Source organism: Rhizobium sp. WYJ-E13, assembly GCF_018987265.1.
GTDB lineage: Bacteria > Pseudomonadota > Alphaproteobacteria > Rhizobiales > Rhizobiaceae > Rhizobium.
In genome coordinates this window covers 351,457-373,121 of record NZ_CP076853.1, presented here as the reverse complement: position 1 = coordinate 373,121, position 21,665 = coordinate 351,457, and the positions used below count along the sequence as shown (strand labels likewise).

21 protein-coding genes and 1 tRNA gene are annotated in these 21,665 nt (G+C 61.4%); 13 read left to right on the top strand and 9 right to left on the bottom strand.

Going from position 1 to position 21,665, the window contains the following annotated elements; translation table 11 throughout:
- Positions 1 to 38 precede the first annotated feature (38 nt).
- A complete protein-coding gene (locus tag KQ933_RS01825) occupies positions 39 to 1,463 on the top strand; it encodes a DHA2 family efflux MFS transporter permease subunit (protein WP_216757115.1) in 1,425 nt (474 codons plus the stop codon).
- Here KQ933_RS01825 and KQ933_RS01820 read toward each other — a convergent pair.
- From KQ933_RS01820 to KQ933_RS01810, 3 genes are read right to left on the bottom strand one after another with little or no spacing between them, the layout of a single operon-like run.
- Positions 1,456 to 1,854: a VOC family protein gene (locus KQ933_RS01820; protein ID WP_216757114.1), complete on the bottom strand. Its 399-nt coding sequence runs from the start codon at positions 1,852 to 1,854 to the stop codon at positions 1,456 to 1,458. The genes KQ933_RS01825 and KQ933_RS01820 overlap by 8 nt on opposite strands.
- Before the next feature lie 55 nt (positions 1,855 to 1,909).
- Positions 1,910 to 2,629 (bottom strand): RlmE family RNA methyltransferase, encoded by a 720-nt coding sequence (locus KQ933_RS01815; protein WP_216757113.1) that lies wholly within the window; start codon positions 2,627 to 2,629, stop codon positions 1,910 to 1,912.
- 2 nt (positions 2,630 to 2,631) lie between these two features.
- Positions 2,632 to 4,185 (bottom strand): Ppx/GppA phosphatase family protein, encoded by a 1,554-nt coding sequence (locus tag KQ933_RS01810; protein ID WP_216757112.1) that lies wholly within the window; start codon positions 4,183 to 4,185, stop codon positions 2,632 to 2,634.
- 246 nt (positions 4,186 to 4,431) lie between these two features.
- Here KQ933_RS01810 and KQ933_RS01805 point away from each other — a divergent pair.
- Positions 4,432 to 4,505: transfer RNA gene (locus tag KQ933_RS01805), tRNA-Gln, on the top strand.
- A 208-nt stretch (positions 4,506 to 4,713) separates the two neighbouring features.
- Here KQ933_RS01805 and KQ933_RS01800 read toward each other — a convergent pair.
- Entirely contained in the window at positions 4,714 to 6,087 is a 1,374-nt protein-coding gene (locus KQ933_RS01800; protein WP_216757111.1) for an ATP-binding protein, read from the bottom strand.
- The gene (locus KQ933_RS01795; RefSeq protein ID WP_216757110.1) at positions 6,084 to 6,743 is read right to left on the bottom strand and encodes a response regulator transcription factor; all 660 of its coding nucleotides are present in this window, start codon (positions 6,741 to 6,743) and stop codon (positions 6,084 to 6,086) included. The genes KQ933_RS01800 and KQ933_RS01795 overlap by 4 nt, the downstream gene beginning before the upstream one ends.
- A gap of 132 nt (positions 6,744 to 6,875) precedes the next feature.
- Between KQ933_RS01795 and KQ933_RS01790 the strand changes: the two genes are divergently transcribed.
- The 8 genes from KQ933_RS01790 (at position 6,876) to KQ933_RS01755 (ending at position 16,028) form a co-directional block, all read left to right on the top strand.
- A complete protein-coding gene (locus tag KQ933_RS01790; RefSeq protein WP_216757109.1) occupies positions 6,876 to 7,154 on the top strand; it encodes a PepSY domain-containing protein in 279 nt (92 codons plus the stop codon).
- Between the two features lie 49 nt (positions 7,155 to 7,203).
- Entirely contained in the window at positions 7,204 to 7,551 is a 348-nt protein-coding gene (locus tag KQ933_RS01785; RefSeq protein ID WP_216757108.1) for a hypothetical protein, read from the top strand.
- A 30-nt stretch (positions 7,552 to 7,581) separates the two neighbouring features.
- A complete protein-coding gene (locus tag KQ933_RS01780; RefSeq protein ID WP_216757107.1) occupies positions 7,582 to 8,052 on the top strand; it encodes a DUF2271 domain-containing protein in 471 nt (156 codons plus the stop codon).
- An 18-nt stretch (positions 8,053 to 8,070) separates the two neighbouring features.
- On the top strand, positions 8,071 to 10,269 hold the full coding sequence (locus tag KQ933_RS01775; protein ID WP_216757106.1) for a PepSY domain-containing protein: 2,199 nt from the start codon (positions 8,071 to 8,073) through the stop codon (positions 10,267 to 10,269).
- Complete coding sequence (locus KQ933_RS01770) at positions 10,250 to 11,230, top strand: FAD:protein FMN transferase (RefSeq protein WP_216757105.1); 981 nt, start codon at positions 10,250 to 10,252, stop codon at positions 11,228 to 11,230. The genes KQ933_RS01775 and KQ933_RS01770 overlap by 20 nt, the downstream gene beginning before the upstream one ends.
- Positions 11,231 to 11,334: 104 nt before the next feature.
- The gene (locus tag KQ933_RS01765; protein WP_216757104.1) at positions 11,335 to 11,580 is read left to right on the top strand and encodes a hypothetical protein; all 246 of its coding nucleotides are present in this window, start codon (positions 11,335 to 11,337) and stop codon (positions 11,578 to 11,580) included.
- Between the two features lie 385 nt (positions 11,581 to 11,965).
- The gene (locus KQ933_RS01760) at positions 11,966 to 15,382 is read left to right on the top strand and encodes a DEAD/DEAH box helicase (protein WP_216757103.1); all 3,417 of its coding nucleotides are present in this window, start codon (positions 11,966 to 11,968) and stop codon (positions 15,380 to 15,382) included.
- An 88-nt stretch (positions 15,383 to 15,470) separates the two neighbouring features.
- Entirely contained in the window at positions 15,471 to 16,028 is a 558-nt protein-coding gene (locus KQ933_RS01755) for a hypothetical protein (RefSeq protein ID WP_216757102.1), read from the top strand.
- On the opposite strand, the gene KQ933_RS01750 is transcribed toward KQ933_RS01755, so the two are convergent.
- The 3 genes from KQ933_RS01750 to KQ933_RS01740 all read right to left on the bottom strand — a co-directional run bounded on the left by KQ933_RS01750 (position 16,025) and on the right by KQ933_RS01740 (position 18,069).
- Positions 16,025 to 16,819: an anti-sigma factor gene (locus KQ933_RS01750; protein ID WP_216757101.1), complete on the bottom strand. Its 795-nt coding sequence runs from the start codon at positions 16,817 to 16,819 to the stop codon at positions 16,025 to 16,027. The genes KQ933_RS01755 and KQ933_RS01750 overlap by 4 nt on opposite strands.
- Positions 16,816 to 17,421, bottom strand: coding sequence for an RNA polymerase sigma factor (locus tag KQ933_RS01745; protein WP_216757100.1), 606 nt, complete (start codon positions 17,419 to 17,421; stop codon positions 16,816 to 16,818). The genes KQ933_RS01750 and KQ933_RS01745 overlap by 4 nt, the downstream gene beginning before the upstream one ends.
- Before the next feature lie 111 nt (positions 17,422 to 17,532).
- On the bottom strand, positions 17,533 to 18,069 hold the full coding sequence (locus tag KQ933_RS01740) for a tetratricopeptide repeat protein (RefSeq protein ID WP_216757099.1): 537 nt from the start codon (positions 18,067 to 18,069) through the stop codon (positions 17,533 to 17,535).
- A gap of 172 nt (positions 18,070 to 18,241) precedes the next feature.
- Between KQ933_RS01740 and KQ933_RS01735 the strand changes: the two genes are divergently transcribed.
- The 3 genes from KQ933_RS01735 to KQ933_RS01725 all read left to right on the top strand — a co-directional run bounded on the left by KQ933_RS01735 (position 18,242) and on the right by KQ933_RS01725 (position 21,118).
- Positions 18,242 to 19,294, top strand: a complete 1,053-nt coding sequence (locus tag KQ933_RS01735) for a type III polyketide synthase (protein ID WP_216757098.1) — start codon at positions 18,242 to 18,244, stop codon at positions 19,292 to 19,294.
- A complete protein-coding gene (locus KQ933_RS01730; protein WP_216757097.1) occupies positions 19,291 to 19,794 on the top strand; it encodes an isoprenylcysteine carboxyl methyltransferase family protein in 504 nt (167 codons plus the stop codon). Before KQ933_RS01735 ends, KQ933_RS01730 begins: the two co-directional genes overlap by 4 nt.
- Before the next feature lie 76 nt (positions 19,795 to 19,870).
- Positions 19,871 to 21,118 carry an FAD-binding oxidoreductase gene (locus KQ933_RS01725; RefSeq protein ID WP_216757096.1) on the top strand — a complete coding sequence of 416 codons (1,248 nt, stop codon included), beginning with the start codon at positions 19,871 to 19,873 and terminating at the stop codon, positions 21,116 to 21,118.
- On the opposite strand, the gene KQ933_RS01720 is transcribed toward KQ933_RS01725, so the two are convergent.
- The gene (locus KQ933_RS01720; RefSeq protein WP_216757095.1) at positions 21,108 to 21,644 is read right to left on the bottom strand and encodes a gluconokinase; all 537 of its coding nucleotides are present in this window, start codon (positions 21,642 to 21,644) and stop codon (positions 21,108 to 21,110) included. The genes KQ933_RS01725 and KQ933_RS01720 overlap by 11 nt on opposite strands.
- Positions 21,645 to 21,665 lie beyond the last annotated feature (21 nt).

The window sequence follows — 21,665 nt, the reverse complement described above, 5'->3', positions numbered from 1 at the left end:
TTCCCAAGCCCCATCTGCATCCATCAAGGCATTCGCCTATGAACCGCATTGTCCCGCTGATCCTCGCCGTCGCCCTCTTCATGGAACAGATGGACTCGACCGTGATCGCGACGGCCCTGCCGGCGATTGCGGCCGATCTGCATGTCGGGCCGATCACTCTGAAACTGGCGCTTACGTCCTACATGGTGGCGCTCGCAGTGTTCATTCCGATCAGCGGCTGGATGGCGGACCGCTTCGGCGCCAAGAATATCTTCCGGCTTGCAATCTGCGTCTTCGTCGTCGGCTCTATCTTCTGCGCCTTCTCGTCCAATCTCATCGAATTCGTCTTCGCACGTTTCCTGCAGGGCATGGGCGGCGCTATGATGACGCCCGTCGGACGCCTTGTGCTGGTACGAACGACGCAGAAGAGCGAACTGGTCTCGGCCATGGCGCTCTTGACGATCCCGGCCCTTGTCGGCCCGCTTGCCGGCCCGCCACTTGGCGGCTTCATCACCACCTATTTCAGCTGGCACTGGATCTTCCTGATCAACGTGCCGGTCGGCGTCGCCGGCGTGTGGCTCGCGACGATCTATCTGCCGGAAATAGACGCGACAGCCCCGCCGAAACTCGACTTCAACGGTTTTATCCTGACCAGCCTGGCGGCGGCCGGCGTCGTCTTCGGCCTCTCGGTCGTCAGCCTTCCGGCCCTGCCGCCGATCATCGGCATTGCGGCCACCGCCATCGGCATCCTCTGCGGCGTGCTCTATGTGCGCCACGCCAGGCGTTACCCCACGCCGATCCTCGATCTCAACCTGTTCAGGAATTCGACCTTCCGGGCCTCGACGAGCGGCGGCACGCTGTTTCGCATCTGTGTCGGCGCCATGCCGTTTCTGACGCCGCTGATGCTGCAACTCGGATTTGGGCTTACGCCTTTTCAGTCGGGCCTCATTACGTTTGCCGGCGCGATCGGCGCGATCACAACGAAGTTCATCGCGCGACGCGTCTATAAGGCGATCGGCTTCCGCACCACGCTTCTCTGCGCCGGTGCGGTGACGACGGTCGTTACCGCCATGACCGGCCTCTTCACGCCGGATACGCCCCATCTTGTCATCATCGGCGTGCTGCTGCTCGGCGGCTTCTCCCGCTCCTTCATGTTCACCGGCGTCAATGCGCTGGCCTTTGCGGATATCGACGATGCGCAGGCAAGCCAGGCGACATCCATGGCCTCGGTCATGCAGCAGATCAGCCTGGCGCTCGGCGTCGCCCTTGCCGCCTCAATCCTGGAAACCTCAATCTATTTCCGCGGAGCCGAGCTGCAGGTTATCGATTTCCACATTGCCTTCTTCGTCATTGCCGGGCTGACTGTCGTCGCCACCATCCCCTTCGTCCGCATGGCCAAGGACGCCGGCGCTTCCGTGTCCGGCCACCGTGCCAAGCGCGTGCCGCCGACGGCGATCAACGCCGAGCAACAGCCGGTCAAATAAAGGGCGGTTCTTCGGCCTTCTCGCAGACGGCGCATAGTTTGTTGCCGTCGAGATCCCTGACATAGGCTGCGTAGAAATGCGCGTGATAGGAGCGCAGCCCCGGCTTGCCTTCATCGACAGCGCCGGCCGCAATCGCCGCTGCATGGAAGGCATCGACCGCCGCCCGCGTTTCCGCCTCAAAGGCGACCATGGAGCCGTTGCCATTCGTCGCCCGGCGCCTGTTGAACGGGGTTACGACCCAGAAGCGGCAGCGCGTATCGCCATCGGCGGCATAGCCGATCTCCTCCTCCGAATAGCGCTGGCCGCGGTAGCCGAGCACCGGCAGAACGGCATCATAGAAGTGCCGGGCGCGATAGAGATCGTTGGTTCCGAGTGTAACGTAAAGAAGCATGGGATCGATGGTATCCAGTCCTGGGAAATCATCATCCGCAGGACTGGCGCAAAGATCAAGCGTCCTCGGGCTCCGCCTCGGCCTTGCGGCCTTTGAAACCCTTTGCGAGCAGAAACATCTCCACCGATTCGGCGCGCGACGAGGCAGGCTTGACGTGCACGACCTGACGGAAGTGCTGCTTCAGCATGGCGAGCAGATCCCGCTCGGTGCCGCCCTGGAAGGTCTTGGCCAGGAAATGCCCACCCTCACCCAGCACCTCGACGGCGAAATGGGCCGCAACCTCGCAGAGATGCATGGTGCGCAGGTGATCGGTGCGATGATGGCCGGTCGTCGGTGCCGCCATGTCCGAGAGCACCAGATCCGGCGTGCCGCCGACGGCCGCCATCAGCTTTTCCGGGGCTGTGGGATCAAGGAAATCGAGCTGCAGTACCGTGACGCCGGGTAGCTGCGTCATTTCCAGAAAGTCGATTGCTGCAACGCGGATATCCTCATCCGTCGACCCCGTCACCTTCGCGGCGATCTGCGACCAGCTTCCGGGAGCGGCCCCGAGGTCAATGATGCGCCTGGCGCCCTTCAGGATGTGGTGCTTCTCGTCGATCTCCAGCAGCTTGAAGGCCGCGCGGGCGCGATAACCTTCGAGTTGGGCGCGCTGCACATAGGGATCGTTGATATGGCGCTCCAGCCACTGGCGTGACGAGGCCTTCATTTTCTTTTTCTTGACGCGCTGGCCGAGCTTGCGGCCGGTACGGTTTCCCGCGATCGTTGGCTTGGTCATGCCTACCCCTTGTTTCCCCGCTGGCCGCGGCGATTGCGATGCCGCCGCCAGACGCCGTCATCGGCCATCATGTCGGTGAGCAGGCCTTCTCTCAAGCCACGATCGGCGACACGCATGCGCGGGCTTGGCCAGCGGCGGCGGATTGCCTCCAGAATGGCGCAGCCGGCCAGCACCAGATCGGCACGATCCGGCCCGATGCAGGGATTGGCGGCGCGGCTCTCGAAATTCCAGGAGAGAAGCTTCGCCTGCATGGCGGAGACTTCATCATCCGACAGCCATATGCCATCGACCTTGCGGCGGTCGTAACGCGGCAGATCGAGGTGCACGCCGGCAAGCGTCGTCACCGTGCCTGACGTGCCGATCAGATGGAAATCGCCATCCTCGGCAATCTCGATTTCAGGGCAGTCGAAACTCGACAACATGCCCGCGACTTCGCTCACCATGCCCTCGAAAACCTCCGGCGTCACATCGCGGCCGCCATGGCGCTCCGACAAGGTGACCACACCGACGGGCAATGAGGTCCAGTGCGTGATGTGATTGGCGAGACGGGCGAAACGGCTATCACCGATGCGGATGACGGCAATTTCCGAGGAACCGCCGCCGATATCGAAGAGGACGACGGAGCGCGTCTCGCGGCCGACAAGCGAGGAACAGCCGGAAACGGCAAGCCGCGCCTCGGTTTCGCGATCGATGATTTCGAGCTCCAGCCCGGTCTCGGCCACGACCCGCTTCAGGAATTCCTCGCCATTGGCCGCCTGACGGCAGGCCTCGGTCGCAATCAGCCGCATGCGGCGGATCTCACGGTTCCGGAGCTTGGAGGCACAGATTCTGAGCGCATCGACCGCCCTTTCCATCGCCTCGTCCGACAGTCTGCCGCTGGCGGCAAGCCCTTCGCCAAGACGCACGATACGGGAAAAGGCATCGACGACACGAAACTGGCCGGGGCGCGTCGGTTGGGCGATCAGCAGGCGGCAATTGTTGGTGCCGAGATCGAGCGCGGCATAGAACTCATCCGACCAGGGGTGTTCACTCCCTGCCCGCTCATCTTCATGCCCAGCCTGGCGGTTCCTGCGATTTGCCGCTTCGGCGTCTTGCGCTTGCTGCGGGACAGAACGCGGAGCCGTATCGGCACGATGTTCGGGCCTGGCGCATGGTGGCGACTGGACGGGGGCAAGCGGCCTGCCCTGCAGACCTCGCTTGTTGCGATGCTTGCGCCGGTTGCGGCGGCTGGAGGGCGAATCGCCGTCCGGACGCGACGCTTGAACATGATTGCCGGTCTGAACGGCAGCCTGAGACTGCGCAGCAATATCCGTCTGTGATGAACCATGTCCCCCACGCCGGCGGCGTTTCCGCTTGCGGGCCGGGCTTTCCGTGTCTTCCTTCGGGCGCGCCGCCTCGCCGGCATGGCCGGAGAGATCATGCGAAGCGGGATGGGCGGCGCTGCGGGATTGCCCGCCTCGCTTGCCCTTGCGGCGCTTGGACTTCTTGCCGTCCTTGCGCCCTGCCGCCGACGCCCCGTCAAATTGCGGCCTTGCGCCGCCTTCGGGGTCTTCCACGTTCTTTTTCCACCGCGCCGCGCAAGTCCAGAAAGGTATGCAGCAGGCGCTCATTCGATTTTTGCGTTGCGGCGAGAATATCAGTGACCGGCGAAATCACCAAATTCTTTTTGATTCCACATTTTAAATCTGAAATTTTCATCCGGATCGGAAGGGTCGAATTTTTTCAAAACGGGTATTTGCAATCCGCCAGCTTTTGTTTATAAGCGCCGCACACCAGCCGAGCCAACTTGGGTTCACAGCTGCTGGGGAATAGTTCAATGGTAGAACAGCGGACTCTGACTCCGTCGATCTTGGTTCGAATCCAGGTTCCCCAGCCAATTCTCGCTAAATTCCCTCAATTCCTTGATTTTCCAGTCGTGCCGCATCCCGTTTTGGCATCATTGGGGACCTGATGCCCAGAACTGATGCCCGAAGGTGATGCCCACGCCGATCGAGCGCGATGGACGATCCTCCGGGAAATGACAGGGCATTCGTCATGGGCACAGAGCTAGGATCGCAAGTTGATCCGTATACAAGGTCGAACTCCTACGTGATAGGCAAGCGTACGCGCACCTCGACCCCTTCACTCCTCCCGGAACGAGGAGACACGACTTCTACAGCGGCTCCGACACGGTCTGCGATCGCCTTGACGATGGCGAGTCCAAGACCCGATCCGCCAATCTTGACGTTGCCTCGCTCGAACTGGCGCATCAGACGGTCCATCGCCTCTGGCGGCAGCGTCGCCCCCTCGTTGGCAACACAAAGAACCCCTTCAGTATCAAGAGCCACCTCGACTGGGCTGCCTTGTGCCCCGTGCTTCAACGCGTTTTCGATGAGATTGCGGGAGAGAATTCCGACCGCATCAGGGTCGAGCGGCGAATAGACTGGCTTTTCCGGCATGGTTAGTTCAACTTTCCGCTCTCCGGTGCGTTCGAAATCCTGGACAATCATGAGCAGGACCGTCCTCAGATCGGACGGTTCGTCGGCGCGCAGCCGCGCGCCTTCGGCGCGGGCGAGTTGCATCAGCTTTTCCGACATGCGCATCAGCCGCTTGAGCGTCGTCTCGATCTCATTTGTGCGCTGTGCAGTCAGTTCTTCCTTCGTCTCGGAGCGGATACGTTGCGCCTGTGCAATCGCACCGGCAACAGGCGTGCGGAGTTCATGCGCCGCGTGTGCGGCAAAGGCCCGCTCCGCGTCGAACGCGGCCGTGAGGCGGCCGAGAAGCTGATTGATCCCCGCGGAAATCGGCCGGAGTTCACTCGGCAAGCCGCTGTCCGGCAAAGGTGATAGATCCTGCGCGCCGCGATGGGAAAGCCCCTGCTGAAGAGCGCGGACCGGACGCAGCGAATACCGGACCGCGAACGCAATCACCACAAGGCTCAGCGGAATGACAACCAGCAGCGGCAACAACAGACCGAGCAGCATCTTGTTCGACAGCTCCTGGCGGTGATCCAGCGGTTCGGCCACGGCGATGACCAGATTTCCGTCGGCGCTTGTCGCATAATAGAGCCGATGCGTGTCGGTGCGGGAAAACCCCGTCTTCTCGAACGGAGGGAAGATCGCGACGTCCGCTCCCTTCGAACTCAGCAGCACGCCGCCTTGTTTATCACGCAGAATAAACGTGACATCCTCACCATAGCGAGCCTCGCGTACAGGCCGCGCTTCACGGCGGACGTCGTCTTCGTCCTCATCATCATCGGCTCGTTCACGTCTCGGATTTCCCTCGCGCAGGTCATGCCGAGCGATCGGCAGGATACGCTCCGCAGTGGCTTTCAGCCCGTCGTCATAGACCTGCTCCAGCTCTCGTCCGAGGCGGTGCGCGGTGGCGACGGCGGCCGCGAGCCACAGGATGGTTACGGAAACGCCGACCGCGATTGCCAGCCGCGCCTGAAGCGAAGACATCACCTTGTTGATCTTCATGGCCGTCCCAATCGATAGCCCAGTCCGCGCTCGGTTTCGATCACATGCGCACCCAGCTTCTTGCGCAGTCGGCTCACATGAACCTCGATGGCATTGCTGTCGACTTCCTGATCGAACGAATAGAGCCGTTCCTCAAGCTGCGCCTTGGAAAGCAGCTGGCCAGGACGCTGGACGAAAGCCTCGAACAGCACCCATTCGCGCGCCGTCAGGACGACCGGCTTGCCGTTAAACCTGACGCTGCGGGCGGCAAGGTCGATCTCCAATGGTCCAAGCGTAACGATCGGGTTCGGGTTGCCCGTGTAGCGACGGGCGACAGAGCCGATCCGTGCAGAAAGCTCGGCAAGGTCGAAGGGCTTGACCATGTAGTCGTCCGCGCCGGCGTTCAGCCCGGCGATCCGGTCGGAAACCTGATCCAGCGCCGTCAATATGATGACGGGCGTCGCGTCGCCACGCGCCCTCAAGGCCTTGAGGAAGGGAATACCGAGGCCGTCGGGCAACATCAAGTCGAGCAGCACGAGATCGTAGGCGGCCGAGGCGAGCGCGTCGCGCGCCTTGTCGAGCCGATTCATCCAATCGACGGAATGACCATCCGCGGCGATCTGGTCGCGGATCGCCGCCCCGAGTGCCGTGTCGTCCTCGATCAGCAGAACTCTCATGATTTCTCCCTTTGCCCTCTTCTGTAGTCCACCCGCCAGCTTACGGGAAGCTGAAGCAAAGTCTCTGCATCTGTCAGGTGGAGGTCAGTCTGCGGCATGAGTTTACGGTCCGACGACGAGAGGAAACGATTGATGAAGACCGGCATCCTGCCAACCCTGGCCCTTGTGATCATGGCGGTAACATCTGCCCAGGCAGAGGAAGACTGCAACGCTCCGATCCGTGACTGGAAAGGGCGCGAGGCGGTTCGCGCGCTTGCCGAGGAGCGCGGCTGGAGGCTGAGACGCATCAAGATCGATGACGGTTGCTACGAAGTCTACGGGACGGATGAAACCGGACGTCGCTTCGAAGCGAAGATCGACCCCGTGACACTCGATGTCATCGAAATCGAGGAACACCACAACCATCGGTGATCCTCACCCTCGCCAATCCCCTCTTGCCAATCCCAAAGGAGACACACCCATGAAACACCGCAAGCTTCTTCTCACCGCGGTTGCCGGCACCGGCATTCTCGCCGCCTTCGCCAGTATGGCCTTACCGCTCGATCCCCCGAAGCTCGGTGGCACCGATATCGTGAAGGCAAATTACCGCGAACATGAGGGCAAAGGCCATCGCGAAGGACATCACCGTCGTGGCGACGAGGATGGCCGCTACGCTGCTAACGGCTGTGGCGGGCAAGGCGACGATGACGACGACGATGATGGCCGCGGTGGGTGCGGCGATCGCAATGGCCCCATGCCACAGAACGGATCGCCCCCGACCAACAGCCTGTTCACGCCCGGCAGCAAGCCGCGCGCCCAGATGAACTGACCGCACCAGAAAAGGAGATGAACAATGAGGATGAAGTCCTTCTTGGCCATGCTGGCCGTCACGACGGCACTGACGGTGCCCGGTCTTGCACTCGCAAGCGAAGTGACCTTCACCACCAACCTGCGCAACTATGGTGGAGATGGAGCCTATCTTGCCTATTACGTGACCGATGCGCAGGGCAAATATGTCGGCAGTCTGTGGATGGCGGGCGGCAAGGCGCGCTACTACGAGCATCTGAGCGGCTGGTATCGGGCCACAGGTGGCGACACCGGCGAAATCAACGGCATTACCGGGGCCAGCGTCGGTTCCGGCCGCTCGCTCAAGATCACACTCGACCTTGCCGATACCCTTTTTGATGCCGGTTATGAGCTGCACATCGACTCGGCCGTCGAAGACATGCGCGACAGCCCCAACGAAATCGTCGTACCGCTCACCTCTGCCGGCTCCGGCCAGGCGGCCACGGGTAGCCGCTACATCGCCGACTTCACCTATGCACGTTGATCACCAAGGAAAATTACCATGATCCGGTCGCTCCACCGCTGGTTTGGGCTGATCGCCGCTGCGCTTCTCACCGTCATCGCCCTGAGCGGTACAGCCCTCTCGGTCTTCCCGGCCTCCGAGGGGCTCACCATCCCTGTGGCACAGGACATCAGTGTCGCGGAACTCGCGGCACGGATCCAGTCGGCGGAACCCTCGGTGGAGCAGATCAGGCGCGCGCCGTCCGGCCGGATTACGGCATACTATTTCGAGGGCGACCAGCCCGCATCTTCCATCATCGATCCGGCAACGGGCACGCCCGTCGGCAGCGCTGACACGTCGGCCGTCGAGCGTTGGCTCACCAATCTTCATCGTTCGCTGCTCCTCGACGACAGCGGCCGCCTCATCGCCGCCGGCGGCGCGGGCGCCATGCTGGCGTTGACCCTCTCCGGTCTTTTCCTGCTGGCGCGCCGAGCGGGCGGCTGGCGCTCCATCCTGAAGCCTGCAAAAGGCACGGGCGATGTACGCCTTCATGCTGTCATCTCGCGCCTTGCCTTGCCCGGCCTACTTCTGTCGTCGCTGACCGCGCTCTGGATGACCGCCGCAACGTACGACATTTTGCCCGAAGGTGCCGGCGTCCCGCCCTTCCCCTCGGAGGTCAGCGGCGCTACGGGCGTCCAGGTCGCCTCCATAACCGTTCTGCAGGAGACCCCGGTCGACACACTTCGCTCGCTCAGCTTTCCGGCTGCCGCAGATGCAACCGACGCGTTTACCCTCAAGACGGACGCTGGCCAGGGCTACATCGACCAGGGCAACGGCGACCTGCTCGCTTGGAAGGCTTCAAACTGGGTCGACCGCCTGACGGACTTCCTCACCATGCTGCACACTGGTCGGGGCATCGCATGGCTCGGCCTGTTTCTCGGTGTTTCCGCACTTGCCGTTCCCGTCATGAGCTGGACCGGCCTCGCCGTCTGGTTCAGGGGTCGTGGCGTGAAGAAGGGGCGTTCTGTTCCCGCAGGCGAGGCTGACATCATCGTCCTTGTCGGCAGCGAGGGCGGCACGACCTGGGGCTTTGCCGAGACCCTGAGAAAATCGCTCTGCGAACAGGGCATGCGTGTCCATGTCGGTCCGATGTCCGGCTTCGACCCCGCACGTTGGCCCATGGCGCAACGGCTCATCCTGCTTGCCGCGACCTATGGCGACGGCGAAGCCCCGGCATCCGCGCAAGGCTTTCTGGAACGCTTCCGGCGCACTCCTGTAAAGCGGGGTCCTTCGCTTGCCGTGCTCGGCTTCGGCGACCGCAGCTTCCCCGCCTATTGCGGTTTCGCCGCTGACGTCGCACGGCTGGCGGAAGAAAGGGGCTGGGTTGCGCTGCTGCCGTACGACACCGTGGATCGCCAGTCGCCGCAGGACTTTGCCCGCTGGGGTCGTGATCTGGCGGAGACGCTCGGGCTCGCCTTCGAACTCAACCACCTGCCGACCAGACCGAAGACCTGGGAGCTTTCACTGATCTCGCGCCGCGACTATGGCGCAAGCGTTCAGGCCACGACTGTGATCCTGCGCTTCGCCCTGCCGAAGATGTCTTTCTGGCAGCGTCTGACCGGAAACGCATTTCCGCAGTTCGAAGCGGGCGACCTGGTCGGCATATTGCCCGAAGGTTCGCAAGTGCCGCGCTTCTATTCGCTCGCTTCGAGCACGAAGGACGGGTTCGTCGAAATCTGCGTCCGCAAGCAACCGGGCGGGCTCTGCTCCGGGCAGCTCACGGCTCTCGAACCCGGACAAACGGTGACGGCCTTCGTTCGCTCCAATCCGCGCTTCCGGCCTGCCCACAGCGGCAAGCCCGTCATCCTGATCGGCGCGGGCACCGGCATCGGCCCCCTTGCGGGATTCGCCCGCGCGAATAAGGCGCACCAACCCATGTATCTCTATTTCGGGACCCGCCATCCGGAGAGCGACGCACTCTATGCGGAGGAATTGTCGGACTGGAAGGAGGACGGTCGACTGGCCGGCGTCTCCACAGCTTTCTCGCGAACGGCAAACCCGGCCTATGTCCAGGACATCCTGCGCGAGGATGCCGCCAGGATCGGCAAACTCATCGCGGCAGGCAGCCAGATCCTCGTCTGCGGCGGCCGTGACATGGCGGCGGGCGTGGCCGCCGCTCTCTCCGACATTCTCATGCCGCAGGGCGTGAGTCTTGCGACACTCAAGTTAGAGGGCCGCTATGCCGAAGACGTTTACTGATCTCACCCGCCATGCCCTGAACGGTCCCACCATGGGCACACGCTGGTCCGCGCTCTTCCACATGCGAGGCGATTTCGAAACCGTGAGGGTCCACGCCGCCATGGCGGACGCCGTCGCAGAGGTCGATCAGCAGATGTCCACATGGAAGCCCCAAAGCGATCTCAATCGCCTGAACGCCGCCTGTCCCGGCGAATGGATCGTCCTTCCTGAACAACTGATGAAGGTGCTCCAGGCAGGCCTTGCCATCGGCGAAGCCTCGTGCGGAGCCTTTGACATCGGTGTGGGCGACGCCGTCGCCGCCTGGGGTTTCGGTGCTGTGGAAGCCGACGAGGCGGCAATAAGGGCTGCCCGCCTCGCACGCCGCAACTCGGCTCATGACATCCTTGAGCTTGATCCCGCCAATGGGAGAGCACGAAAGCATGCCGACATGCGCTTCGACCTTAACGGCATCGCCAAGGGCTACGGTGTCGATCGGCTGGCGGAAACCGCAGGTCTGCACAGCATCGAAGCGGGCCTCTTCGCTATCGACGGCGAGCTGCGCGCACTCGGCGCGCAGCCGGACGGCTCGGGCTGGGCGATTGCGGTCGAGAAACCCGATCTTCACGAACGCGCGCCGCATTCCATCATCGAGCTCGAGGATTCAGCCATCGCGACGTCCGGGGATTACCGCCACTGGGTGGATATCGGCGGACACCGGCTCTCCCACACCATAGATCCGCGTCTCGGCATGCCGCTCAGAAAACCGCCCGCCTCGGCCACAGTAATCGCTCGCGATTGCATGAGTGCCGATGCCTGGGCGACGGCGATGATGGTTCTTGGCGAACAGGAAGGACTGAAATTAGCGGAAAAGCTGGGCCTCTCCGTACTCTTCCTGTGGCACGGCCAGCCAGGCGGAACAGGATGTGGCGTCTTCGCCGATGATAAGCGCGACATGCGCAGCCGAAAGAATGCTGCCTGCTGATGGCCCTGAGATGGCGGACGAATTGAAGGAGACATTTCGCGGAAATAACTGCCGCTTCGCCCCTGTTGACTGGGACCCAAAGCCAGAGCACAAAGGTGGCATCCATGGTCGCTCGCGATCGGAAAAACAGAGGGAAAATCGACGATCGGTCGGCCGTTTCGGTAATCGCCCCGCCCATCGACAGCGATTGGAGCGCGCCTGACGTCAATCGTCGTGAGGCGCTGGTAATGGCCGTTCGTCCTGATATCGGCGCCGAGATCATCCGCAAGCCGCTGGGCGTCATCGGCGTGATGCCCGAAAATTGTAAGCGCTGCCATTCGCCGGCAAATTTCGTAAGCGTGATTACATAACAAAATCACAACCTTAACGACCACGCTTACAAACTTACGAAATTACGGCCTGTCTCAAACTCTCATGGGCATAGCCCACAGCCCCTTGAAATGCCCGCTGTCTCTCCAGCTGAGTTTCACCATTATCTTTGTAAGTCCGTAAGCGAAACAATAAATCACTGAAATCATTACGGAAACTCGCTTACAAAATGTGTGTAAGCAATCGTAAGCACCGTAAGCAATTCTGCCGGTCGGCCGCGAAAGGCTTGCCGCCCACATCGCCGCGAACATGCCAATCCAGAGGCACCGAAGGGTCCCGGGGTAGACCGAGTTTCCGGCACCGGGTTTCCCGAACAGGTGATCGTTGATAGAACATTCAGCGAATTTATCTGTACCGAGAAACGCCATGCAGATCCCTACAGGTAACGAACGCGAGCGGCTGCTGGCAATCCTCGACCTCTGGCACAAGATCGAGTTCTTCATCCCGTACGACCTTTCCAAGCGGGCAACGGAAGACGAAAACAAGAAGGCTCTTTGGTTGCATGCCGAAACACTTGAGGATGACAGCGACGCCGTGAAGCGTCCAATTGTCCCCGAGCACAAGGAGATCACCGGACTTACCCTTTTCCTCGGCGTTTTCAGCAAATCGGAGATCTCCAAGGTCAGCAGGAATTTCGCCAGCGCCACCAACGGCATGACGGAATTCGAGGATGCAGAGCGCGGCGATCTGGATGGCGATACCTGCTTTGCAAGCCTGGAACTCGACGCTCACGGCAATCCGATTTTTACGGCGTTTTCCATCTCGACGCTTCCCTGGGCGCTTGGGCAAGTCCGGAAACGTGGCCTTGCCGCGCTGAGCTCGGAAGCATTTGCCGATGGCAGACAGCGCCTGCAGGAATTGCTGGGAAATTTCCAAGCCCAGCGACGTCTGCACCATCAAAAATCTGAGGATACCGACGACCAGCCGCTCACGCCTGCTGAAATTCGCGCCCTTCATGCCTTGCTTTGCGACTGGGCAGGCTTCGCGCCTGATGCAGACAGGCCTGTCGCTCTCGTTGAAATCCGCTACAGGGACAAGCCGTCGAGGCCGACGGCAAAGCTCCTGCCTGCGCCGCTTCAGCATAACGCGGCGGGTGACGACGATGACGAGGAAGATGGTACTCCCGAACAGGAAATCGGGATTCTGAACAGCTTCTTCATCGAGGACATCGAAAAGGCCATGGACTGCATTCGCAGCGGCACGATTCCCGAGCCGCTGCGACAATATTTGACGCCGCTCGCTTCCAACGCGCGGATCGACCTTTATACGGAAACAGGCCGCCGCGCCCTCATCCGGTCACTGCATCCGCGAAACCTCAATGCCGGGCGCTGGCTGGCAGAAGCCCATCATGCCATGAGCCTGATGCAGCAATTCGCGATCAATACCGCCTTGGAAACCCTCTCGGAAACCGGGCTCTTTTCGGTCAACGGCCCACCGGGCACCGGCAAGACGACACTGCTGCGTGATATCTTTGCGGACAATATCGTCCGGCGGGCGCGGGTGCTCGCCGCCTTGAGAACCGCGCGGGATGCCTTCGACGGCGCATCGAGAAAGGTCAATTTCAAGGACGGCAGCACCGCGTGGATATCGAGCCTGAACGCCAGCCTCACCGGCTTCGAGATGGTCGTCGCCTCGTCCAACAACGCTGCCGTCGAGAATATCTCGCGCGACCTTCCCAAGCAAAGCTCGATTACGAAAGGCAAGACATTCGGCTATTTGCAGACCGTTGCCCACAAGATCGCCGCGCAAAAAGACAATGGCAGCTTCACCGCGCTGACGGATGAAAACCGCCCGTGGGGATTGATCGCCTGTGCACTCGGAAAAAGCGGGAACCGGCGCGCATTCAAGGAGCGCTTCGCCTTCATGCCGGCAAAGGAAGACAAGGCCAGGGAAGATAGGGCGAAGCCCGACTGGTCCGGTCTCGACAGGCCTCAGACGATCTGGGAATGGCGAGACAGCTACGGCGGGCCAACATTCGCCGAGGCAGGCGAGCGATTTCGCAATGCCGACGAAGCGGTTCGCTCCATGATCGACGAATACGGGCATTTCGCCGATCTATACGGCGAAATTGCCTTGACCTCATTCGACGCTTTCTGTGCCCTGGCGCGTGAGGCACTGGAGACAGCAGAGACGGCAGTTGGGTTGGCTCGGGATCGGTATGCAGCGGCCGAGGCCGAAACCCTCGCCGTCCGTACCGAATTGGACCGGCTCAGGGAAGAGGAGCGGCTTCTCGACCGTTCGACGCCGGTCTGGTGGAAAAGGATGCTGCCGAACAGTGAAAACCAACGGCACAGGGACAATGTGAAATCGAATGCCCGGGAGCAAATCGCCCTCCGCAAGACGCTCGCCAACTGCGAACGAGATCTTGCGGGAAGGTACCGGCTTTCCCTGGAGAAGGCTCTTCGGCACCGGGAGCAGGCCGAACGGGAACTGCATGCGAGACAGGAAACCTGGTCCGAGAAGTCCGCAAGGTTCGAAGAGCTGCGGCAGAGATTGGACGGGCCGGCACTGCCCGCAAACATTGACGATCTCGAAACCGACCGTTTTCAGATCGAAGGGCTTTGGCACTCCGACAGGCTGGCTGGCCTGCGCTCCGCCTTGCTGGAGACGGCGCTGACGCTGCATGAGGCATGGCTGGCGGAAGTCAGCAGGCCGAGCGGAGGTTTTGGCGGAAACATCGTCGCCATCACGAAGCTGCTCTCCGGAAATGCTCCTGACGACGGGGCGGATATCCCACCCATATGGCAGAGCCTCTTCATGATCGTTCCCGTCGTTTCGACGACGTTTGCCTCTTTCGCTCGTCAGTTCGCAGGGCTCGGACCGGCGTCGATCGGCTGGGTTTTCGTCGATGAGGCCGGTCAGGCCGTGCCGCAGGCAGCCGTCGGCGCCCTGATGCGGGCACGCCGCCTGATGGCGATCGGCGACCCCTTGCAGATCGAGCCGGTTTTTACCCTGCCCGGCGCGCTCATAAGGGCCCTCAGTCGCCTGTCGCCATACACCTCCGCGGAGAGTTATTCGCCCAACCGCGTTTCAGTACAGGGGCTCGCCGACGCAGCAAACTGCTATGGAACGGCGCTGCCGTCGGAAGATGGCAATGGACTTTGGATCGGCAGTCCGCTGCGTGTGCACCGCCGCTGCATCGACCCGATGTTCTCACTCGCCAACCGGATCGCCTATCGGGACAAGATGGTATTCGGATTGAAGGAACGATGGCCGGCCGACGATGCTCCGCCATTTTATGGCGACAGCGTCTGGATCGACGTTGGGGGCAAGGTTTCCGGCCGGCAGCGCGTTCCCGAACAGATCGAATTCATCGTCGATGTCCTGGTCGCGACTTACCGCCGGGACGGAGCACTGCCCGATCTTTATGTCATTTCTCCATTCAAGGAGATCAAGAATGCGCTGAAGACGGCGCTGAAAAAGGCCCGATGGGTCAATGACACCGGCTCTCCTCGTACATCGCCTCCGCAACTGAAGAAGTGGCTGAAAGACAGGGTCGGGACTGTTCATACCTTTCAGGGCAAGGAAAGAGACACGGTCTTCATGATCCTTGGCGCCGACAAGGCACACGCCGGCGCAGCCGCCTGGGCTTCATCAAAGCTCAATCTGCTGAACGTAGCTCTAACCCGCGCCCAGCGGCGTTTTCATATCGTTGCGGACCGGAACTTTTGGGAAGCCATGCCGTATTTCAGGGACGTCGCCGGCGCTCTGGAAACTGTCGATGCCGAAGAATTCCTTCGTTCCCTGCGATCTTCTTCGCCGATCCAGAGGGTTGCACGATGAAATGAACATGGCTTTGACCCGCCGTGGTAGCAAAACTTCAATCTTCCGCCGCTAGAATCACCTCAGCTCCTTGGAGATGATTCGAGCCATGAAGACCTTTTCTGCCCTGTTGCTGACGGCACTCCTCATTCCGGCAACCTCACGGAGCGAGACGGCCCCTGGCGGGACGGAATGGATGGGCGATGCGCGGCAGTGGTCGGTCGGGTTCGTCGGCGAGAAGCCGTCCTACTGCCGGCTGATCTGGAACGATGAGCTCGGGAAGACGGTCGAATTCCGCCAGAGCCTCGACAGCGTCATGTGGCTCGTCTCGAAGGATGGCTGGGAGATCCCCGAGGGTACCACGACCAAGGTAACGCTCGTCGGCTATTCCGGCACCAAGGCCGTACCGGCCGAATTCTTCGACGGCAAGACGCTTCGCATCTTGCCAGCCGCCGAGAAGACGGGTGTGGCGCAGATCAAGAAGATCCTCAAGAATTCCTTTGTCGGCACACCGGATATGGAACTGGATTTTGCCGGAAATGAAGGGCATTGGGTGGTGCCGCTCTCGCGGCTTCAGCAGATGTATACGACCTATGTCAATTGCCTGAACCGCCTCGTTCCTGCCAATCAGGTCAGCCCGGTTTCCGATAAGACCCAGCCGTTCTAAACGGAAATCTTGCTCCGCACCGCGTCTGCGATCTCCGTCATACGGTCGACCGGGGCGTGGCCGATCAGCATGAAGGCGTGGGTGGCGTTTGCCCAGTAGACGACATTCATGCCCTTGCGGCCTTCGATATCGGGGGCCTTGGGGCCGCCGTCGGAGGCGACGATGCAGAGCGCCATGGGGCCGGTCTCGGGATCCAGATAGGCGATCTGTGCGAGCGGCTTGCCATCATATTGCAGGATCTGGGCGCGCTTGAAATCGATATCCGGCAGGGCGACCTGCTCTGGCGAGAGTTGCAGGCGGAGGTCGCCATCCAGACTGGCGAGTTGCGCTGCCTGCACATCTCTCGGCGGAACGGGACCGGCGAGCGTCTCCGGTGTATAGAGCGAGATATATTCGGCAACGACGGCGCGCCATTCGCTGTTTTCATCCTTGCCCGAGAAACTTGCACCGACACCGATCATGGCGCGATCGACGGCGATGCCGGCAACGACCGAAGCGGCAAGCGCGCCGAAAAAGCCTCGACGGCTCATGAAGGCAGCCGGTCTTGCAGACCGGGCGGCGGGAATGGCCGACAGCATGGCTTCGAGCTTTGCCTGCGGAGCGGCATCAAGCAGCGGCGCGAAGGCTTGCTTGTAAGGCAGGCTTGCACGCGCCAGAAACTCCAGCCGTTCGGCGACAGCCCCATCGGCTTCGATCATCGCCTCGATCCGGGCAGTCTCTTCCGCGCCGAGTTCACCATCGATGAAGGCGGTCAATTCCTCGTCGGAGGGCATAATGTGCTTCGTGCTCATTCAAATCCTCCTGCCGATATAGTTTCGGAGAGCTTCGCGCGGGCGGCTGCCAGCCGGCTCATCACGGTGCCGATCGGAACATCCAGTATGATGGCGACCTCGCGATAGGAAAGCCCTTCCACATAGGCGAGGAAAATCGCCGATCGCTGCGCCTCCGGCAGCGCATTCACCTCTTTCAAGACCTGGTTGGCCATGACATGCGTTTCGGTGTCGCGGGCGCCATCGAAACTCAGCGTATCCTGGGCATCGACGAAGCCCTGCCCCTGGCGGACGCGGCGGGCGCGGATCTCATTCAGCCAGATCGAATGCAGGATCGAAAACAGCCAGCGGTCGAGCCGCGTGCCTGCGACAAATTGATCGGCCCGTTCCAGCGCGCGAACGCAGGTCGCCTGTACGAGATCGTCGGCCACATCGCGCTGATGCGAAAGAACGAGGCCATAGCGCCACAGACGGGCAAGATGTTCCGTCAGGCCGCTCCTGATATCCGCTTCGCTCGCGATGGCCGCCTCCGCGCGTATTGGCTGTTTCGGAACCGCCGGCCGGGCCGGCGATTCCGTTCTGGCGCGACTATAGGCAGGAAATGTGGTGTGTGCGACCGACATCCGGAAATACCCTTCAATCAACCTTATCTCTCTCCCGCCCCACGCAGCTGTACAGCTTTGTTTCACGCAATCCGGACGCAAAACCGCTGCACACTTTTGCTGGGAATTGCTCTAGATCTTCGACGGATCGAGGATCGCGGCGTTGAGGTCCTGATATTCCTCGCAGCCGGTGCCGCAGATCGCCTTGATGGTGGTCAACTGCTCCTTGGCGAGGTCGAGCTCGCCCTTGATGACATAGGCTTCGCCGAGATATTCGCGGACCTTGGCATATTGCGGATCGAGCTTGACCGACTGCAGATAGTAGGAGATGCCTTCATCCGTGCGGCCGAGCTTGCGGGTGGCGTAACCGCGATAGTTCAGCCATTCGGCATTGTTCTGATCCTTGACGGTGTCGAGCATGGCGAGCGCTTCTTCATAGCGGCCGGCCTTGGCGAGCGAGTAGGCGTAATCGGTACGGTTTTCGTCCGTCACGTTGGCGCTCTGCTGCTTGACGCACTTCTTTGCCTTCTTGTCGTAGATCTCACCCTTCTTGCAGACCGGCATGGTGCTGCTATCATCGCCAATCGCGAAGACGGGGCTGGAGAAGACGGAGGCGGCAATGCAGCTGCCGAGCACGAGGGAAGCGATGCGGACAGTCTTGGTCGTCATGGGATAACTCCTCAGAAAATGACGTTGCGAGGAGTGAACACCGCTGCCTCCAGCTTTATTCGACGGGCTTTCGCATTTTTTCTGATCACTGCTTCGTGAAGAGCGGCGCCGAATAAACTTTCGCGCCCGCGTGTTTTCCACTCGTTCCGCCGGGAACGACAAGGAGCATACCGTGACTCAATCCGTCAGACTTTTAAGTCTCGCCACTGCAGTGCCTGACCATATCATCACCCAGAGCCAAGCCGCCGAGGCCTCCGCGCGCCTCTTTGCCGATCGCTTCAAGGAATTCCGCCACCTCGCGCGCGTGTTCGACAATGCCGGTATCGGAAAGCGGCATGCCGCCCGTCCCCTCTCCTGGTTCGAAGAGACGCATGGCTGGCAAGACAGGATGAAGGCCTATGAGGAGGTCGCCGGTTCGCTGTTTGTCGAGACGGCAACCCGGGCGCTCGAGCAGGCCGGGCTGACGGCTGGTGAAGTCGATTGCGTCGTTGCGGTTTCCTCTACCGGCATCACCACGCCGAGCATCGATGCGCGGCTTGCCGGTCGGCTCGGGTTTCGCGCGGATATCGAGCGCGTGCCCGTCTTCGGGCTTGGGTGCGCTGCAGGCGTTTCCGGCTTCGGCATCGCTTCGCGGCTGGCGCGCAGCCGTCCGGGCGCTGTGGTGCTCTTCGTCGCCATCGAGCTCTGCACGCTGGCCTTCCGGCTGGATGAGCTGACCAAGCCGAACATCATCGCTACCGCACTTTTCGGCGACGGGGCTGCAGCCTGTGTGATGCGATCAGGCCAAGGCGGCATGGCAGAAGTGGAATCGGCGGGCGATCACCTGTTTCCGGATACGCTCGACATCATGGGCTGGAAGATCGACGATACCGGGCTCGGCATCCTGCTGGCGCAGGGGCTGCCGCCCTTTGCGGAAAAGGAGCTTGGCCCGGCAATTGACGGCATTCTGGCGCACAGCGGGCTCGAGCGCAACGATATCGACCGTTTCATCTGCCATCCCGGCGGCACCAAGGTACTGGCGGCGATGGAGAGCACGCTTTCCATGGCGCCTTATACACTCGACATCGAGAGGTCGGTGCTTGCAGATTATGGCAATATGTCCTCGCCAACAGTGCTTTTCGTTCTGGAGCGGGCCATCCGCGCAGGACTGCCGGACCGCGCGGCGATGATCGCCATGGGTCCGGGCTTTACAGCAAGCTGCGTGACATTGCGGAGGGTCGCATGATGTGGCCCTCCATCGCTCTTCTCGCCTTCGTGACCGCCCAGCGGCTCTCCGAACTGGTGATCGCGCGCCGCAACACGATGGCGCTTTTTGCAAAAGGGGCGCGCGAAATCGCGCCCGATCATTATCCCTATATGGTGGCGCTCCATACGGGCTGGCTCGTTGGGCTCTGGATGCTGGCCGCCGGACAGCCGATCCAGCTCTTCTGGTTCGGTCTCTTCATGCTGTTGCAAGTGTTGCGGCTATGGGTGCTGATGACGCTCGGGCCGCGCTGGACGACGCGTATCATCATCCTTCCCGGCGCCCCGCTCGTCGAAGACGGCCCCTACCGCTTCTTCAAACATCCGAACTACATGATCGTGACAGGCGAGATCGCCGCCCTGCCGCTTGCCTTCGGCATGCCGCTTTATGCGCTGGTCTTTTCGCTCCTCAATGCCGCCATTCTGACGATCCGCATCAGGGCCGAAAATGCCGCACTGAAAAGCGCAATGATTTTGAAATGAAATGCGATTTTTCGTTTGCACCGCAGCATTGAGATGGGCATTTTAGGGCCTAAGACATAGCGGAATGCAGGGGAAAATGACAAAAAACGCAATCGTGCTCGGCGCCGGTATCGTCGGGGTTTCGACGGCCATCCATCTTCAACGCCGCGGCCGTCAGGTGACGCTTATCGACCGCAGGGAGCCGGGTAACGAGACCTCTTTCGGCAATGCCGGTCTGATCCAGCGCGAAGGCGTCATGCCCTACGGTTTTCCGCAGCAGTTCGGCCTTTTGCTGCGCTACGCGCTGAACAACCGCATCGATGCGCATTATCACCTGAAGGCATTGCCGAGCCAGCTTGCCTTCCTCGCCCGCTACTGGTGGAACTCCAATCCGAAGCGGCATGAGATGATCACCAAGGCCTATGCGCCGCTGATCGAGAATTCGATCAGCGAGCACAAGGACCTGATCGAGGCCTCGCACGCCGAAGCACTGATCCGCAAGGACGGCTGGATGAAGATCTTCCGCACAGAAGCCAAGCGTGACGAGGCCTTTGCGGAAGCGGCCCTCTGGAAGGATCAGTTCGGCGTCAGCTACGAGAGCCTGACCTCATCTGATATCGCTCGCCTGGAACCAAACATCATGGGCGATTTCGTCGGCGGCCTGCGCTGGATCGACCCGTGGTCGGTTCTCGATCCGCATGCGCTGACGCGCGCCTACCGCAGCTATTTCGAAAGCCTCGGCGGCAGATTCGTGACCGGGGATGCAGCTTCGCTCGGGCAGGCCGGCTCCGGCTGGAAGATCATGACGGCAGAGGGATCGCTGGAGGCCGACGACGCTGTCATGGCGCTCGGTCCCTGGGCGGCAGTCGCGACCCGTCGCCTCGGCTATTCCTTCCCGCTCGGCGTCAAGCGCGGCTACCACATGCATTACGGTATCCAGGGCAATGCGGTGCTCAACAACTGGACACTCGATTCCGAGCGCGGCTATTTCCTGGCGCCTATGAACCGGGGTGTGCGCCTGACGACGGGTGCGGAATTCGCAGCGCTGGACGCGCCGAAGACCCCGGTGCAGCTAGACCGGGCCGAAGCCGTGGCACGCACGATATTTCCGCTGGGAGAGAGGCTCGATCCGGAACCGTGGATGGGCGCCCGCCCCTGCACGCCCGACATGATGCCCATCATCGGTAAAGCGCCGCGCCATCAAGGCCTGTGGTTTGCCTTCGGCCATGCCCATCATGGGCTGACTCTTGGACCGGTAACGGGACGAGTGCTGGCGGAGTTGATGACCGGCGAGACGCCTTTCATCAATATCGCGGCCTATTCGCCCAACAGGTTCAACCCGTAACACCGAGAGCGGCGAGATCCTTCAAGGCTTCCGCCGCGATCCTCTCAACGGTGTTGTCGATATCGACTGTGACGACGCCCTTTTCGCCTGTCGGTACTTCCAGCGTCTGCAGTTGGCTCTCGAGCAGCGAGGTGGGCATGAAATGGCCCTTGCGGTGCGCCATGCGGTCCGTCAGCAGTTCTTTCGAGCCTTCGAGATAGACAAAATAGAGGTTGCCGCCGACAGCAGAGCGCAGCCTTTCACGATAGATGCGCCTCAGCGCCGAGCAGGAAACGATGATGCCTTCGCCCTTTGCAAGCGAGGCCTTCATTGTCTCGCCGATGCGGTCGAGCCAGGGCATCCGGTCCTCATCGGTGAGCGGAATACCCTTCGACATTTTCTCGACGTTGGATGCGGGGTGAAGAGCATCACCCTCGACAAACTGAAGGCGCAAGCCCCTGGCTATCTCTTCGCCGATAGAGGATTTACCGGAACCGCTGACGCCCATGACGATGATCGCATGGAGAGTTCCGTTATGCTCTGTCATTGCTCATCTCGCTGATCGTTC

Excerpts from the sequence above, each read along its gene's own strand:
- KQ933_RS01825 (WP_216757115.1), top strand. The coding sequence starts at position 39 with ATGAACCGCATTGTCCCGCTGATCCTCGCCGTCGCCCTCTTCATGGAA.
- KQ933_RS01820 (WP_216757114.1), bottom strand. The coding sequence starts at position 1,854 with ATGCTTCTTTACGTTACACTCGGAACCAACGATCTCTATCGCGCCCGG.
- KQ933_RS01815 (WP_216757113.1), bottom strand. The coding sequence starts at position 2,629 with ATGACCAAGCCAACGATCGCGGGAAACCGTACCGGCCGCAAGCTCGGC.
- KQ933_RS01800 (WP_216757111.1), bottom strand. The coding sequence starts at position 6,087 with ATGAAGATCAACAAGGTGATGTCTTCGCTTCAGGCGCGGCTGGCAATC.
- KQ933_RS01795 (WP_216757110.1), bottom strand. The coding sequence starts at position 6,743 with ATGAGAGTTCTGCTGATCGAGGACGACACGGCACTCGGGGCGGCGATC.
- KQ933_RS01790 (WP_216757109.1), top strand. The coding sequence starts at position 6,876 with ATGAAGACCGGCATCCTGCCAACCCTGGCCCTTGTGATCATGGCGGTA.
- KQ933_RS01785 (WP_216757108.1), top strand. The coding sequence starts at position 7,204 with ATGAAACACCGCAAGCTTCTTCTCACCGCGGTTGCCGGCACCGGCATT.
- KQ933_RS01780 (WP_216757107.1), top strand. The coding sequence starts at position 7,582 with ATGAAGTCCTTCTTGGCCATGCTGGCCGTCACGACGGCACTGACGGTG.
- KQ933_RS01775 (WP_216757106.1), top strand. The coding sequence starts at position 8,071 with ATGATCCGGTCGCTCCACCGCTGGTTTGGGCTGATCGCCGCTGCGCTT.
- KQ933_RS01770 (WP_216757105.1), top strand. The coding sequence starts at position 10,250 with ATGCCGAAGACGTTTACTGATCTCACCCGCCATGCCCTGAACGGTCCC.
- KQ933_RS01765 (WP_216757104.1), top strand. The coding sequence starts at position 11,335 with ATGGTCGCTCGCGATCGGAAAAACAGAGGGAAAATCGACGATCGGTCG.
- KQ933_RS01760 (WP_216757103.1), top strand. The coding sequence starts at position 11,966 with ATGCAGATCCCTACAGGTAACGAACGCGAGCGGCTGCTGGCAATCCTC.
- KQ933_RS01755 (WP_216757102.1), top strand. The coding sequence starts at position 15,471 with ATGAAGACCTTTTCTGCCCTGTTGCTGACGGCACTCCTCATTCCGGCA.
- KQ933_RS01750 (WP_216757101.1), bottom strand. The coding sequence starts at position 16,819 with ATGAGCACGAAGCACATTATGCCCTCCGACGAGGAATTGACCGCCTTC.
- KQ933_RS01745 (WP_216757100.1), bottom strand. The coding sequence starts at position 17,421 with ATGTCGGTCGCACACACCACATTTCCTGCCTATAGTCGCGCCAGAACG.
- KQ933_RS01740 (WP_216757099.1), bottom strand. The coding sequence starts at position 18,069 with ATGACGACCAAGACTGTCCGCATCGCTTCCCTCGTGCTCGGCAGCTGC.
- KQ933_RS01730 (WP_216757097.1), top strand. The coding sequence starts at position 19,291 with ATGATGTGGCCCTCCATCGCTCTTCTCGCCTTCGTGACCGCCCAGCGG.
- KQ933_RS01725 (WP_216757096.1), top strand. The coding sequence starts at position 19,871 with ATGACAAAAAACGCAATCGTGCTCGGCGCCGGTATCGTCGGGGTTTCG.
- KQ933_RS01720 (WP_216757095.1), bottom strand. The coding sequence starts at position 21,644 with ATGACAGAGCATAACGGAACTCTCCATGCGATCATCGTCATGGGCGTC.